Here is a 13,879-nt window from a genome sequence, read left to right on the forward strand (position 1 = left end):
GCGCAGCGACTGCCTCACCGCCCAGCGCCAGAGCTGAACAATCGAACACAGGTCTTGTTTTCTTATGCTACTGCCTTTCGAGCTTGCTGTTGACCCAACCACTCTACTAATTCTGGTGGGCGTCGCATTTATTGCCGGTTTTATTGATGCAATTGCCGGTGGCGGCGGCTTGCTGACCATTCCAGCGTTGCTCACCGCTGGTTTACCGCCCCATTTGGTGCTGGGCACCAACAAGCTCAGCTCAACATTTGGCGCTGCCATTGCCAGCTACACCTTTTACCGACGCAAGCTGTTCAACCCGATCAAGTGGCGCAACGCATTGATCGGCACAGCTATAGGCGCGCTGCTGGGTGCGGCAATCGCCCAATGGCTACCGGCCGAATGGCTTAACCAGATGCTCCCGGTCGTGGTATTTGGCTGTGGCCTGTATCTGTTGTTTGGTAAATCCCCGGACGCGCCCCTGAACCCCGACGCACCAATCGCCAAAGGTCGCCAATGGCCACAAAGCATCAGCCTCGGTTTGTATGACGGCGTTGCTGGCCCTGGCACAGGTGCCTTCTGGACGGTCAGCACACTGCTGCTCTACCCGCTTGACCTTGTGCGCGCCAGCGGTGTTGCCCGGACCATGAACTTTGTCAGCAACATCTGCGCACTGGCAATATTTATCGCCAGCGGACAAGTCGCCTGGATACTGGGCATCTGCATGGGCTCAGCACTGATGGTTGGCGCCTATATCGGTGCACGCACCGCCATTAAAGGCGGCTCCAAGTTTATTCGCCCAGTGTTTATTCTGGTGGTGTTGGCGCTGACGGCGCGCCTAGCTTGGCAGCACTGGTTCGGGCATGCCTAAGCGGCGCGCCACATAAACATCGATCAGGTAACGGGCAATTGAGCGGCTGGCGGGTAATGGCGGCAGCGCATGCACACTGAACCACTGTGCATCTTCAATTTCCTCTGGCTGCATGACGATATCGCCAGCGGCATATTCAGCATGGAAGCCCAGCATCAATGAATGCGGAAACGGCCAGCCCTGGCTGCCCAGGTACTGCACATTCTTGACTTGGATACCGACCTCTTCAAACACCTCGCGCTCAACGCACTGCTCCACCGACTCACCCGCCTCGACAAAGCCTGCCAAGGTGCTGTAGATGCCGCTGACAAAACGCGGGGAACGTGCCAAAAGGATTTCATCGCCACGCGTGACCAAGACAATCATGCTCGGCGACAAACGCGGATAATGGCGCAGCTCGCAACGCGGACATTGCATGGCTCGCTCACCCGGCACTTGCTGCATCGCCGTTGCACAACTGCCGCAATAACGATGCTCACGCGACCAGGTCCCGATTTGTGTGGCATAGCTGAGCAGGCGGAACATATCCGCATCGCCTTCAAGCATGACCTGGCGCAGGCTTTGCCAGTTCAAGGTTGGCAACTCGACCGCAGACTCAAGCTCAAGCAAGAAAATGCTATCGCCGTCGAAGTGACCGATACCATGTTCGGCTATCACTTCAATGTCTTGTTTTTTCAGCCACTGACGTGGGAACAAGACACCGTTGCTGTCGGCCAGGAAATGTTGCTTGCAATGGGCGATCGCCCAGCCACCTGGCTGGAGCTGATCAACAATAGCGGGTTGCCAGCGCTTGCTCATCAGGCAGCAACCGTGAGGCCCAGCGTACGCACGCTATCAGCCGCGAGATCCAGCACGCTGGGGCGCGTCTCTTCACGCATCACGGCTCCAGCTTCCAGGTAATATTCAAGGCTGCTGAGGGCGTCAGCCAGGGTCTCAAGCATGTGTTCGCTCGGCATTTGAGTGGTATCGACCATTTGCGTCTGGATGTAGGACGCGCATGCGCCGATCAACTCGGCAGCACGCTCCTGCCCGAGAAACCACAGGCCGCCACGTACAGCTTGCAGGCTAAAAGGCACGTTGGACAGGTGCATGCGATCGCCATTGGACTCCAGGTAAGCGGTGATTGCCCGCTTGCTAAGGGCCAGTCCCGCTTGCGCCTCATCAATCACCACGATTCGAGCTTCAAGTAACTGATGGTAGGCAAAGAGTTCGGCTTCGCTACGCTGGGGCTCCACTGCCGGACGCATGCGCGGCTGGTCTGTATCCAAGCTGGAAACCATGCCTTCGACATAGAGAATGGTATCTGCCAGCTTATGCAACTCGGCAACCGGTGGCACGCTACCTTCGCTCCATGTCGCCACCACCAACACTTGCTCACCGAGCGAGTTGCCAGCAGAGCTTAATCCGACCATGCCCAGGGTTTTGCTCATTTTGCCGAGCAAGGCATGCAGACTGGTCAGGACATCGGCCTGCACTGTGCCGCGCTCAATCAGGTCGAGCATATCCTTGACGCTGGAAAGCTCTTCACGAATCGCAGCGCTGAGCGAGCGCATCACCGACTTGCCCGGCCCGGCCAGACGCTGTGACTCTTCTTCAATCAGATGATCGGTAAACGGCAGCGGTGTCAGGCCGAACACAGCTCGCAAAGCAGAAACCTGCGGTCCATTGCTGTCGGACAAGGCAACCAGGTACAGCAGCTCCTTGAGTAAGTTGCGCGGCGGCTCATAGGTGCTGTTGAGGAACATCTTCTTCAGTTCACGATCAACTCGCCCGAACAATTGCTTGCGCGGCTGACGTGCAAGCAGCAACCCCTCGTTTTGCGCTTCCAGAGCGGCGGCACAAATCCAGCAGAGTCGGCCACGCGGCTCGTTGGCAAACAAACCATCGAGGCGCTGCATGGCCCGGTTCATCAGCTTGAGGCTGCTTTTCGGGTTCGGCTCGCGAATAAAGCCCAGCAACCCTACCTGATACATCTGCCGCAAGCGCCGTCCTTCAACTTCCTTAGCGGCAGCATCCAGCGCGGCAGGCGCTATACGAGGGCGCGGCTGATCAAGGCGCACACTAAAAAAGAAGCTTTCTGGCAACGGCTGCTGGCCACCGGCCTGGCGCAGATCATTTATGGCAGGCAGCAACAGTTCAGGCATTTCCTGGCGATGCACGTCGACGTTTTCAAGATAACGACGCAGCACATGCAGGGCATTGCTCAGCGCGGCAATCTGTACGTCACGCTCCTCACCCGCCCCGGCTGGAATATCAGTGGCTTGGTCGAGCACTTCCTGAGCCAGAAGCTCAGCACCGGCCAACTCGATCAAGTTGAGTGTGCCGCGCACTTGGTGCAGGCTTTCTACCGCCTGTTGCAGCAGGCTGCCGTTGTTGCGCTCAAGAATAAACTGCTCAAGGCTCGATTCAGCCTCGAACATGGTAGTAAAGAGTTCATCACGAACCAGATTAAGCGAAGTCGCACCGGAAACCATGAGCTATTGCGCCTCCCGCGCTTTAGATATTGATAATTGCGGGTACTGCATCAGTCGGCGAATTCCGGCTTTTGCTTGCTCATATGAGCAGCCATGGCGACACGCAAGTCGGCCGACTGCAACATGGCGGCGTTCCAGGTAGCGATGTACTCAAGGCCATCATCGACGCGATGGTCGCGCATATAGCGGATCATTTCTTTAGTGCCGCGTATGGCCACGGGTGATTTCTCGGCGATCTGCTTTGCAAGCTGCATGACCCCGTCAAGCATTGCCGCTTGATCGGCGTAGGTGCGGTTGACCAAACCGATTTCACGGGCTTCATGACCGTCGATTGTACGGCCGGTAAAGGCCAGCTCACGCATCATGCCATCGCCGATAATGCGCGGCAGCCGCTGCAAGGTTCCGACATCGGCAGCCATGCCCATATCGATTTCCTTGATCGAGAACTGGGCATCTTCGGTGCAGTAGCGCATGTCGCACGCCGACACCAGGTCAATCGCCCCGCCGAGGCAATAGCCCTGAATCGCCGCCAGCACCGGCTTGCGGCAGTGGTCCACGGCGTTGAAGGATGCTTGGAGCTGAAGGATTTTGCGCCGCAGAGCGTCGGCATTACGGCCAACATCCTTGCCAAGGTCGTTAGCGACTTGAGCCAGCATCATCAAGTCGATGCCCGAAGAAAAATGTTTGCCTGCACCAGAAAGCACGACTACCCGAACTTCGTCCGTTTCATCAATCCAGCGGAAGATTTCGATGATCTCCGACCAGAAATCCGCGTTCATCGCGTTGATTTTTTCCGGGCGATTGATTTGCACATGGGCAATTTTATCTGCCAATTCGACTTGAAAGGCTTTGTATTCGGCCATGGCTTGGTTCCTCAGCGGCAGACGGAGCGCGCAAAATTTTCTTCTGGGTACAGCCGCCCAACTATAACAAGCACGGCATAAATGTCGATCCTATCCGTTGTGACGCAGGCCACCTTCTCAGGCTAAAGCATCACCTTGACAGGTACAGCTAACATATTGATCTATCAAAAAATAGCAATCAGCCGAGCGTTATCGGCTGATTGTCGCACCACAAGGCAGGCGCCCTGCTCAACCTGGGCGCCCGTGCAAGCGGCGAAGTAGAGCGCTTATTGGCGGATACAGTCGACGGTGTACACCACGCCATCAGCGTCTTCGCGGCGCTGTAGCCCGTGCACATCGGCATCAAAGCCTGGGAAGCTGTCATCGAAACGACGGGCGAATTCCAAATAATCAATAATTGAGCGCGTGGCTGCAGTAAAGCGCTCACCCGGCATAATCAACGGGATACCTGGCGGATACGGAACCAACATCACTGCGGCAATGCGACCTTGCAACTGGCTCACCGGTACTGCTTCAACTTCGCCGCGCACCAACTGGTTATAGGCATCCGCTGGTTTAATGGCGACCTCAGGCAACACTGTGTACATGTGTTTTAGGGCTTTAGCCGTGGCGTTTTCGCGGTAACAGTCATGCAGTGCATCGCACAAATCTCGCAGCCCAAGCCCTTGGTACTGCGCACCACCGGCCTTGGCGATTGATGGCAAAACGCTTGTCAATGGCAAATTGGCGTCGTAGCTGCGCTTAAACTCCAACAACTCGGTAAGCAACGTACTCCATTTGCCCTTGGTAATGCCCATTGAGAACAGTACAAGGAAGGAGTACAGGCCGGTCTTCTCGACCACAAGGCCGCGCTCCCAGAGAAACTTGCTGACCACCGCTGCTGGAATTCCGCGCTCATCAAGCTTGCCGCCCGCTGTGAGCCCAGGCATGACCAAAGTGACCTTGATCGGGTCAAGCAACACATAATCTTCGGCAATGTCGCCAAAGCCATGCCAATCAGCCTGTGGCTGCAACACCCAGTCGCGGGTTGCAACTTCATCGGTGCCTGAGGCTTGCGGCGGCTGCCAGATGGTAAACCACCAATCATCGGCGCTGAGGTTTTGGCCCAGATTGGCCAATGCACGCCGGAAACTGAGCGCCTCATCAAAGGTTTCCTGGATCAACGAACGCCCTGCCGGCCCTTCCATCATTGCCGAGGCAACATCCAGCGAAGCAATGATGCCGTACTGGGGCGAGGTTGAAATGTGCATCATGAAGGCTTCATTGAAGCGGTCAGTATCGAGTTGACGCACCCCGCCATCCTGCACATGAATCATCGATGCCTGGCTGAATGCAGCAAGCAATTTGTGCGTCGAATGGGTGGTAAACACCAGCGGTGTGTTTTCTGTGCGCGTGGTGCCCATGCCGTAGCGACCGCTGTAAAACTCATGGAAAGCCGCGTAGGCAAACCAGGCCTCGTCGAAATGCAGCACTTCAACGCTATCGCCAAGGGTTTGTTTGACCAGCTCGGCGTTGTAGCAGAGCCCGTCATAGGTCGAATTGGTGACCACAGCCAGTTTGACCTTGGCTTCGCGACCACGGGCAAGCGGACTGGCATCGATCTTCGCCTGAATCGACTCGCGACTGAACTCGCTCAGCGGAATCGGCCCGATGATCCCCAATTCATTGCGCTCAGGGCACAGATACAGCGGAATGGCACCGGTCATGATGATCGAATGCAAAATCGACTTATGGCAATTGCGATCCACCAGCACCAAGTCATCGCGTCCGACCATGCTGTGCCAGACAATCTTGTTTGCGGTGGAGGTGCCATTAATCACGAAATAGGTGTGATCTGCGCCGAAATTACGCGCTGCACGGGCCTCGGCCTCAGCCAATGGACCGGTGTGATCGAGCAGTGAGCCAAGCTCTGGCACTGAGACAGACAAATCCGAGCGCAGGGTATTTTCCCCAAAAAACTGGTGAAACGCCTGCCCCACCGGGCTTTTACGGTAAGCCACGCCACCGCCGTGCCCCGGCGTGTGCCAGGAATAGTTGGACTGCGAAGTGTGTTGCACCAAAGCCTTGAAGAACGGCGGCAACAGACCGTCTAGGTAGTTGCGTGCAGCCCTGGCAACCTGCCGTGCGAGAAAAGGAACAGTGTCTTCAAACAGATAGAGAATACCGCGCAACTGGTTCAAGTCAGCCATGGCCTCGGCGGGCGCATTTTCGATAGTGACTTGCTCGCCAAGGGCGAAAATAGGCAGTTGCGGGGCGCGGGCGCGGGCAATGCGGATCAACTCGACCATATCCTGCAGCAGGTGCTTGTTCTCCCCTGCGCCCTCGGCGGTCACCAAGATGCAAGCCAGGCCGTGATGGGTCGAAGCGACAATACGCCCTTCTGCCGAGCTTGCCGTTGACAGAATGCTAAAACCATCCTGCTCAAGCTCTTGCGCAATCGCCCGTACGCGATCACCGGCGACCGTGTCGGCCTTGATGTCGCGATGCACAATCAGTACAGGAAACTTTAAATCTTTATGCATTGTGTTGTCCCTGAAAGTGACAGGCCACGGCCTGCCTATCACCTCAGGTTAGAGCTTGCGCAACGCTGGCGGAACCCCCACTGCTTCACAGTGTACGAAAAGGTCGCGCGCGAATAATTCTCAAGACTCGGCTTCGACCTTGGGCTGCTCCATTTGCAGCCATAACGGCAGCGCCCCGGCAGACTTTTCAATCGCAGCCAGACGCGCCGCATGCTCGCTCAACTCCGCCTCGTTGGCGGCAATGATTCGGGTCATGGGCCGATCAGCGGCCAAGCGCTTGATTGGCGTAGGTTGCTGACGTCCGCCAGTCCCATCACCTTCGGAGCCGTCACCAGCCAACGACAGGTTGGTCTGACCCCCAGTCATGGCTAGATAAACATCAGCCAGAATCTCGGCATCGAGCAAGGCGCCGTGCAGGTCACGACCCGAGTTGTCGACATCGTAACGCTTGCACAATGCATCCAGGCTGTTGCGCTGGCCCGGATGGCGCTCACGGGCCATCACCAGGGTGTCGAGAACCGAACAGTGGTCGGTCAGGTCGGAACGATCCTGGCGCCCTTGCAGCACAAACTCGTTATTGATGAAGCCAATGTCGAACGGCGCGTTATGGATGATCAACTGGGCGCCGTTGATAAACTCAAAGAATTCATCGGCGATGTCTTTGAAGTGCGGCTTGTCGGTGAGGAACTCGTTGGTAATACCGTGGACGGCGATGGCGCCTTCATCGATCTCGCGATCAGGCTGCAGGTACACATGAAAATGACGCCCCGTTAAGCGCCGGCCGATCATCTCAACACAACCGATCTCGATGATCCGATGGCCATCGGTGACCGGCAAACCGGTGGTTTCCGTATCGAGAACTACTTTTCTATCAGCTGTTTGATTGTTAACCGTCATCGCATACCCGCCTCTAAACACAGGCTGAATCTTAACATGGGTAAATCCGTCCTAGGGCCTGTCAGTGGTCTCAATTAGCTTCTCGATCAACGCCTTTGCCGCGGCCGAAAGCGTTGTCCCGGCCAGATGAATCAAGCCTACTCGCTGCTCGACCCGCGGCTGGCTCAAGGCCACGCAGCGTGCGCCAAGTGCCTGCATTTGCTCGCGACACAAACCAGGCACCACGCTGACACCCAAACCCTGGGACACCATGCGACCTACGGTCACCAGTTGATGGCTTTCAAACGCCACATGCAAGCGTCCATGACGCTCGCTTACGCTACGCTCCAGCAGACTACGCACCGCCGAGGGTCTTTGCAGGGCAATAAAAGGCTCGCCCAGCAAGTCACTCCATTGCAGCTCTTCGTAACTGGCAAGCGGGCTGGTTGCAGGCACTACAGCAATAAACCGATCCAGATACAACGGAATAAAAGTCAAACCTTCAAGCGACTCAGGCTCCAGCACCACCCCTAGCTCAACACGGTGGTTGCGCACCATCTCCACCACCTGCTCATTGATCACATCATGCACTGTGACATTGATATTCGGATGTCCGTCGCGAAACGCCTTGAGCGCGACCGGCAGCAGGCTTGCGGCAAATGACGGCAGCGCCGCAATCGCCACCCGGCCGAGCTGGAGGGTGAAATGTTGGCGCAGGTGTTCTTCAGCATTGTCCCAATCGGCTACCAGCCTGCGCGCCATTGGCAACAGCACCTCACCTTCACGGGTCAACCCCACGCTGCGGGTAGTACGCACCAGTAACGGGCCGCCAAGCGATTGCTCAAGGGTCTTGATCGCCAAGCTCAACGCGGGTTGGGACAGGTGCAAATGCTGGCAAGCCTGCGCAAAGGACAAGGACTGGGCTACAGCCAGGAAGGCGCGAAGCTGCTTGATGGTCATTATTCAGAAAAACCTATCAATACCAATAAAAAACAAACTTAACAAATAATACCCAGCAACCGACACTGAAGCCACCTCCGGTCCAGGACCGATGCCACATCCATAGGAGCAAGCAGATGGCAGGGCTCGATAAACGCGTAAACAGCTACGAGGAGGCACTCGCCGGCCTCACTGATGGCATGACTGTATTGGCTGGCGGCTTTGGCCTGTGCGGCATCCCGGAAAACCTCATCGCCCAGATCCGCCGCCTTGGGGTCAAGGGCCTGACCGTGGTTTCCAACAATTGCGGCGTCGATGGTTTTGGTTTGGGCGTATTGCTCGAAGATCGGCAAATTCGCAAGATGATTGCCTCCTATGTCGGGGAAAACGCTCTATTTGAGCAACAACTGCTCAGTGGTGAACTGGAGGTCGAGCTGACGCCACAAGGCACCTTGGCGGAGAAACTGCGCGCCGGTGGTGCAGGCATTCCTGCATTCTTCACTGCAACCGGTTATGGCACGCCCGTGGCCGAAGGCAAGGAAGTCCGCCAATACGGCGATCGCCACTACATCCTAGAACCTTCAATTACCGGTGATTTCGCCATAGTCAAAGGCTGGAAGGCCGATCATTTCGGCAATGTCATCTACCGCCATACCGCGCAAAATTTCAACCCGCTGGCCGCCACTGCCGGACGCATCACCGTGGTCGAGGTTGAAGAAATCGTCGAGCCCGGCGAGCTCGACCCGGCGCAGATTCATACCCCCGGCATTTACGTCGACCGCATCATCCAGGGGCGCTTCGAAAAGCGCATTGAAAAACGCACCGTACTGGCGTGAGCCACCCATATTAAGGAGAGGCCGCTCATGGCACTTACCCGCGAACAAATGGCTCAACGCGTTGCCCGCGAGCTCAAGGACGGTTATTACGTCAACCTGGGCATTGGTATTCCAACGCTGGTGGCCAACTATGTACCGGATGACATCCAGGTGATGCTGCAATCGGAGAATGGCCTGCTCGGCATGGGCGCCTTCCCCAAGGATGAGCATGTTGATGCGGACATGATCAACGCCGGCAAACAGACCGTAACCGCAGTCAAGGGCGCATCGATTTTTTCCTCGGCCGAATCCTTCGCCATGATTCGTGGCGGCCATGTCGACCTCACCGTACTCGGCGCTTTCGAGGTCGATGTCGAAGGCAACATTGCTTCCTGGATGATCCCAGGCAAGCTCATCAAAGGCATGGGCGGCGCCATGGATCTGGTGGCAGGAGCCGATAACATTATCGTGACCATGACCCACGCTTCCAAAGACGGCGAATCCAAACTGCTTAGCCGTTGCAGCCTGCCCCTCACCGGTGCTGGCTGTATCAAGAAAGTGCTGACTGACCTGGCCTACCTTGAGATCGAAGACGGCGCATTCATTCTGCGCGAGCGAGCGCCTGGCATCAGCGTCGAGGAAATTGCCGAGAAAACGGCGGGTCGGCTAATCATCCCCGAGCATGTGCCAGAAATGACATTCTGACTCCGTTACCCTTCACCACCGCCAAGCAGCGGTGGTGAAGTCAGGCGTGCTTCAAAGCCCTGACGTCATCAACCCCACGATTAGCCAGTTGGTCGGCGCGCTCGTTGCCGGGATGACCGGTATGACCACGCACCCACTGCCAGGTCACTTTGTGCCGGTTAACCTGCTCGTCCAGCTGTTGCCACAGATCAGCGTTCTTAACTGGTTGCTTGGCGGCGGTTTTCCAGCCGCGTTTCTTCCAGTTTGGCATCCAGTCCTGGATACCCTGCATCACGTATTGCGAGTCCGTCACCAGACGTACATCGCATTCACGCTTGAGTTCAGCCAGTCCACGAATTGCCGCTGTCAGCTCCATGCGATTGTTGGTGGTCTCGGCTTCGCCGCCCCACAACTCCTTCTCGACACCTTTAAACACCAGCAAGGCACCCCAGCCACCTACACCAGGATTTCCCTTGCACGCGCCATCGGTATAGATCTCAACTTGTTCTGACATGCAGCGCATTTCTCTCGATAAGGTAAATCAAACTGCCCGGCATCGGGCATATTGGCTAGGGCTTGCCAGCAGCCCGGCGACTCACCTTGGCCACCGGCATCGGCACCAGCGCCCCCATAGGCTCACGCTGGGATTGACGCAATGGCCGCAAGCCAACAACCAATTTACGCGCAACGAGTAAATAGAAGCCACCACAAGGCGCTTGCCAAGCCTGACCCCATGATTCCAACGCGGCCAGTCGGCCCTGCCATGCACGGGAAGCAAGCGGCGGACGATAACACCCGAAGCGGCGTTTCTCCAGCGCAAAGCCCAGCAAGTGCAACCAGTCGCAAACCCGACTGGGCGAGATGCAACGCGCCTGATGCAATACGTCGCGAGCCAGCACATGGCGCAAGCCCCAGCTGCTGGCCGGGTTGATGCCAACGACTAATAAATGCCCGCCGGGCCTGACGCTATGCGCGGCCTCGCGTAGCAACCCGTGTGGCGACAGGCTGAAATCCAGGCCATGCTGTAAGATCACCACATCAGCGGCGTGTTCGGTCATTGGCCAGGCCTGCTCTTCGCAGGCGATATCCACTCCGGCAAATGGTGGCCCAAGGCGCACGCTATGCTGAATTTGAACGGCCTCAGGCAGCTCGCTCTCTGTTGGCCCATAGTGCAGCATGTAGCTGCCGAAGAAGCGTGCGAGCTCCTCTTCAAGCACAGGCTGCTCACTTTCAAGCAGTAGCTGCCCATAAGGCCCGCCAAACCAATCCCGAGCACTGGCGATCAAACTCAGCCATTGTGCATCGGCGTCGGCAAACGGCTTTTCTGAGCGTTGCTGATCTGACATTAATCAATTCCTGCGTAGCCCTTAGAGCGGGTCAAGCCTAAGATGCGCTTTTGTTTAAACCTTGGCGACTGACGACCATGATAAACATCGAAGCCCTACCTGCATTCTCTGACAACTATATCTGGTTGTTACAAGACCCCGAGCTAGGCCACTGTGCCGTGGTTGATCCAGGCGACGCGGCGCCCGTTGAAAGCTGGCTGGCTCGCAACCCAGATTGGAAACTGACGGACATCCTGATAACCCACCACCACTTCGACCATGTGGGCGGTGTCGAGCAGTTGAAAGCAGCCACCGGCGCCCGTGTGAGCGGCCCGGCCAATGAAAAGATCCCAGCCCGTGACCTGGCATTGGAGGAAGGTGATGAAATCCAAGTGCTGGGGCAAACCTTAAGGGTTATTGCGGTTCCAGGCCACACACTAGGCCACATCGCCTATTACCAGGAAGAACTCGACCTGCTGTTTTGCGGTGACACTCTGTTTGCCGCAGGTTGCGGCCGTTTATTTGAAGGCACGCCCGAACAGATGCATGACTCGCTCAGTCGCCTGGCTGCACTGCCCACCAATACGGCCGTGTACTGCACCCACGAATACACCTTGAGCAACCTGCGCTTCGCCCAAGCAACAGAACCCGACAACCAGGCTATTGCACAGCGCATCAGTGATGTTACGCAATGGCGCGAAAACGACCAGATAAGCCTGCCCACCAACTTAAAGCTGGAATTGGCGACAAACCCTTTTCTGCGCCCTCAGTCGCGGACTATTCTGCAAAAACTAGACGAGCGGAACGGCTCCCGTGAACGCACGCCTGCACAGGTATTTGCCGAACTTCGCGCCTGGAAAGACAACTTCTAAAAAGTCGACACAGCCACAAAACGCTGGTCAAAACTTGACCAGCGTAAAAACGGTTTCTAGAATCGCCCGACCTTTGCATCTGGAAGACCATCACCGCTAATGCTTTTATCACCACGCAAACCCTTGAATTCAAAGGCATTAGCACAAAGCGCCCAAGCGCTCGTGGTGGTGTTCTGCGCGACCCTGGCCGGCTGCCAAAATACGCCACAAGCCAGCAACGAAATGGCGGCTGTCCAACGCCATAAACCAGAACCTGTATGGCTCAACACCCAGACCAAAGAGCACGTGGCCACTGATATCTGGGAACGGGTACGCGATGGTTATCAACTGCAAGATGCGATAGGCATCAATCCGCGCATCGAGCAACAGCGGCTTTGGTTTGTCAGCAATCCCTCGTTTATCGAGAGTGCCAGCGAACGCAGCAATCCTTACATTCACTACATCGTCGAGCAGCTCGAAGAGCGCGATATGCCTACTGAACTGGCATTGCTACCGATGATTGAAAGCGCCTACAACCCGCTCGCCCTTTCCCATGCTAATGCAGTCGGCCTATGGCAGTTCATGCCAGCCACCGGCAGGCATTTCAACCTTCGCCAGACCAGTTGGTACGACGGACGCCGCGATGTAATGGCCTCGACCAATGCAGCGATGAACTACCTGACGCGTCTGCACGATATGTTTAACGGCGACTGGCTGCTCGCCTTGGCCGCGTACAACGCAGGTGAAGGCCGGGTCAGCAGAGCGATCGAGCGCAACCAGAAACTCGGCCTGCCAACGGACTACTGGAACCTCTCGCTGCCGACTGAAACGCAGAACTATGTCCCCAAGCTCCTGGCCTTGTCGCAAGTGGTCATGACACCCAAAGCTTATGGCATCAGTCTCAGCCCGGTTGCCAACGAGCCCTACTTCGAACAGGTTGCCCTGAAGCAGAACATGGATCTGTCGAAGATCGCGCAAATGATGGACCTGGATGAAGATGAGCTGTATCAGCTCAACCCAGCCTTCAAGCGACGCATCACCATGGATGGCCCACCCAGACTGCTGGTGCCTGTCGATAAAGCCGAACAACTGACTGCCAGCTTGTCGACCATGAAGCCGCAGGACATGGTCAGCTGGCAAGAATACAAGGTTCGCCGTGGCGACACCCTGAGCGCAATCGCCAGACGTTATAACACCAGCGTCAGTGGTATCCGCGAGCTGAACAAATTAACCGGTAATAGCTTGCGCGCCGGCCAGAACCTAAGCCTGCCAATGCGCGCGGGCATCAAGATCGATTCAAGCCAGCAGCTTGCCAGTGTCCGGACCTCGAAGCCACGAAGCTACAGAGTCAAGTCAGGCGACAACCTCTGGTCGATCGCCAAGGCCAACAAAGTCTCAGTCAATGAAGTCAAGCGCTGGAACAAACTCAACGGCAACTCGCTAAAAGTGGGTCAAACCTTGGCGCTTGCTGATACCTCCAGCTCAAGATCAACCATCAGTCGCAAGCAAAACACCGTTACATACTACAAGGTACGCAAGGGCGACTCATTATCGATGATCGCCCAGCGCTTTAAAGTCCCGGTCAAGCACCTCAAGACCTGGAACCCGCGTACAGGCAGTGCTTTGCGTCCCGGTCAAACCCTGACCCTGCGCCTTCCGCGCTAGAGGCATGAGCGCAAA

The 13,879-nt window shown here is 56.6% G+C and carries 13 protein-coding genes; 5 read left to right on the forward strand and 8 right to left on the reverse strand.

The annotated features are described in order from the left end of the window. Positions 1–70 precede the first annotated feature (70 nt). Complete coding sequence (locus AACY26_RS07200; protein ID WP_339513112.1) at positions 71–850, forward strand: TSUP family transporter; 780 nt, start codon at positions 71–73, stop codon at positions 848–850. On the opposite strand, the gene nudC is transcribed toward AACY26_RS07200, so the two are convergent. The 6 genes from nudC to AACY26_RS07230 form a co-directional block, all read right to left on the reverse strand. After that, positions 818–1,648 (reverse strand): NAD(+) diphosphatase, encoded by an 831-nt coding sequence (nudC, locus tag AACY26_RS07205; protein WP_339512450.1) that lies wholly within the window; start codon positions 1,646–1,648, stop codon positions 818–820. The genes AACY26_RS07200 and nudC overlap by 33 nt on opposite strands. Next, positions 1,648–3,324 (reverse strand): ferrous iron transporter B, encoded by a 1,677-nt coding sequence (locus AACY26_RS07210; RefSeq protein ID WP_339512452.1) that lies wholly within the window; start codon positions 3,322–3,324, stop codon positions 1,648–1,650. The genes nudC and AACY26_RS07210 overlap by 1 nt, the downstream gene beginning before the upstream one ends. A 50-nt stretch (positions 3,325–3,374) precedes the next feature. Continuing rightward, a complete protein-coding gene (locus AACY26_RS07215) occupies positions 3,375–4,187 on the reverse strand; it encodes a crotonase/enoyl-CoA hydratase family protein (protein WP_339512454.1) in 813 nt (270 codons plus the stop codon). A 266-nt stretch (positions 4,188–4,453) separates the two neighbouring features. Beyond that, positions 4,454–6,709, reverse strand: coding sequence for an Orn/Lys/Arg decarboxylase N-terminal domain-containing protein (locus tag AACY26_RS07220; protein ID WP_339512456.1), 2,256 nt, complete (start codon positions 6,707–6,709; stop codon positions 4,454–4,456). Between the two features lie 120 nt (positions 6,710–6,829). Beyond that, complete coding sequence (gene dnaQ / locus AACY26_RS07225) at positions 6,830–7,606, reverse strand: DNA polymerase III subunit epsilon (protein WP_339512457.1); 777 nt, start codon at positions 7,604–7,606, stop codon at positions 6,830–6,832. A gap of 51 nt (positions 7,607–7,657) precedes the next feature. Further along, the gene (locus AACY26_RS07230) at positions 7,658–8,545 is read right to left on the reverse strand and encodes a LysR family transcriptional regulator (protein WP_339512459.1); all 888 of its coding nucleotides are present in this window, start codon (positions 8,543–8,545) and stop codon (positions 7,658–7,660) included. A 116-nt stretch (positions 8,546–8,661) separates the two neighbouring features. On the opposite strand from AACY26_RS07230, the gene AACY26_RS07235 reads away from it, so the two are divergent. After that, positions 8,662–9,360, forward strand: a complete 699-nt coding sequence (locus tag AACY26_RS07235; protein ID WP_339512461.1) for a CoA transferase subunit A — start codon at positions 8,662–8,664, stop codon at positions 9,358–9,360. Positions 9,361–9,387: 27 nt separating this feature from the next. After that, positions 9,388–10,044, forward strand: coding sequence for a CoA transferase subunit B (locus AACY26_RS07240; RefSeq protein ID WP_339512463.1), 657 nt, complete (start codon positions 9,388–9,390; stop codon positions 10,042–10,044). Positions 10,045–10,084: 40 nt separating this feature from the next. Here AACY26_RS07240 and rnhA read toward each other — a convergent pair whose 3' ends face one another. Together rnhA and AACY26_RS07250 are read right to left on the reverse strand one after the other, a co-directional pair. Then, positions 10,085–10,537, reverse strand: a complete 453-nt coding sequence (rnhA, locus tag AACY26_RS07245; RefSeq protein ID WP_339512465.1) for a ribonuclease HI — start codon at positions 10,535–10,537, stop codon at positions 10,085–10,087. A gap of 55 nt (positions 10,538–10,592) precedes the next feature. Continuing rightward, entirely contained in the window at positions 10,593–11,369 is a 777-nt protein-coding gene (locus AACY26_RS07250; protein WP_339512467.1) for an SAM-dependent methyltransferase, read from the reverse strand. Positions 11,370–11,446: 77 nt separating this feature from the next. On the opposite strand from AACY26_RS07250, the gene gloB reads away from it, so the two are divergent. Both gloB and AACY26_RS07260 read left to right on the forward strand, forming a co-directional pair. Then, positions 11,447–12,220, forward strand: a complete 774-nt coding sequence (gloB, locus tag AACY26_RS07255; RefSeq protein ID WP_339512469.1) for a hydroxyacylglutathione hydrolase — start codon at positions 11,447–11,449, stop codon at positions 12,218–12,220. A 99-nt stretch (positions 12,221–12,319) separates the two neighbouring features. Further along, entirely contained in the window at positions 12,320–13,864 is a 1,545-nt protein-coding gene (locus AACY26_RS07260) for a LysM peptidoglycan-binding domain-containing protein (protein ID WP_339512471.1), read from the forward strand. Positions 13,865–13,879 lie beyond the last annotated feature (15 nt).

Origin of the sequence: Pseudomonas sp. RL_15y_Pfl2_60 (assembly GCF_963970595.1) — a bacterium.
GTDB lineage: Bacteria > Pseudomonadota > Gammaproteobacteria > Pseudomonadales > Pseudomonadaceae > Aquipseudomonas.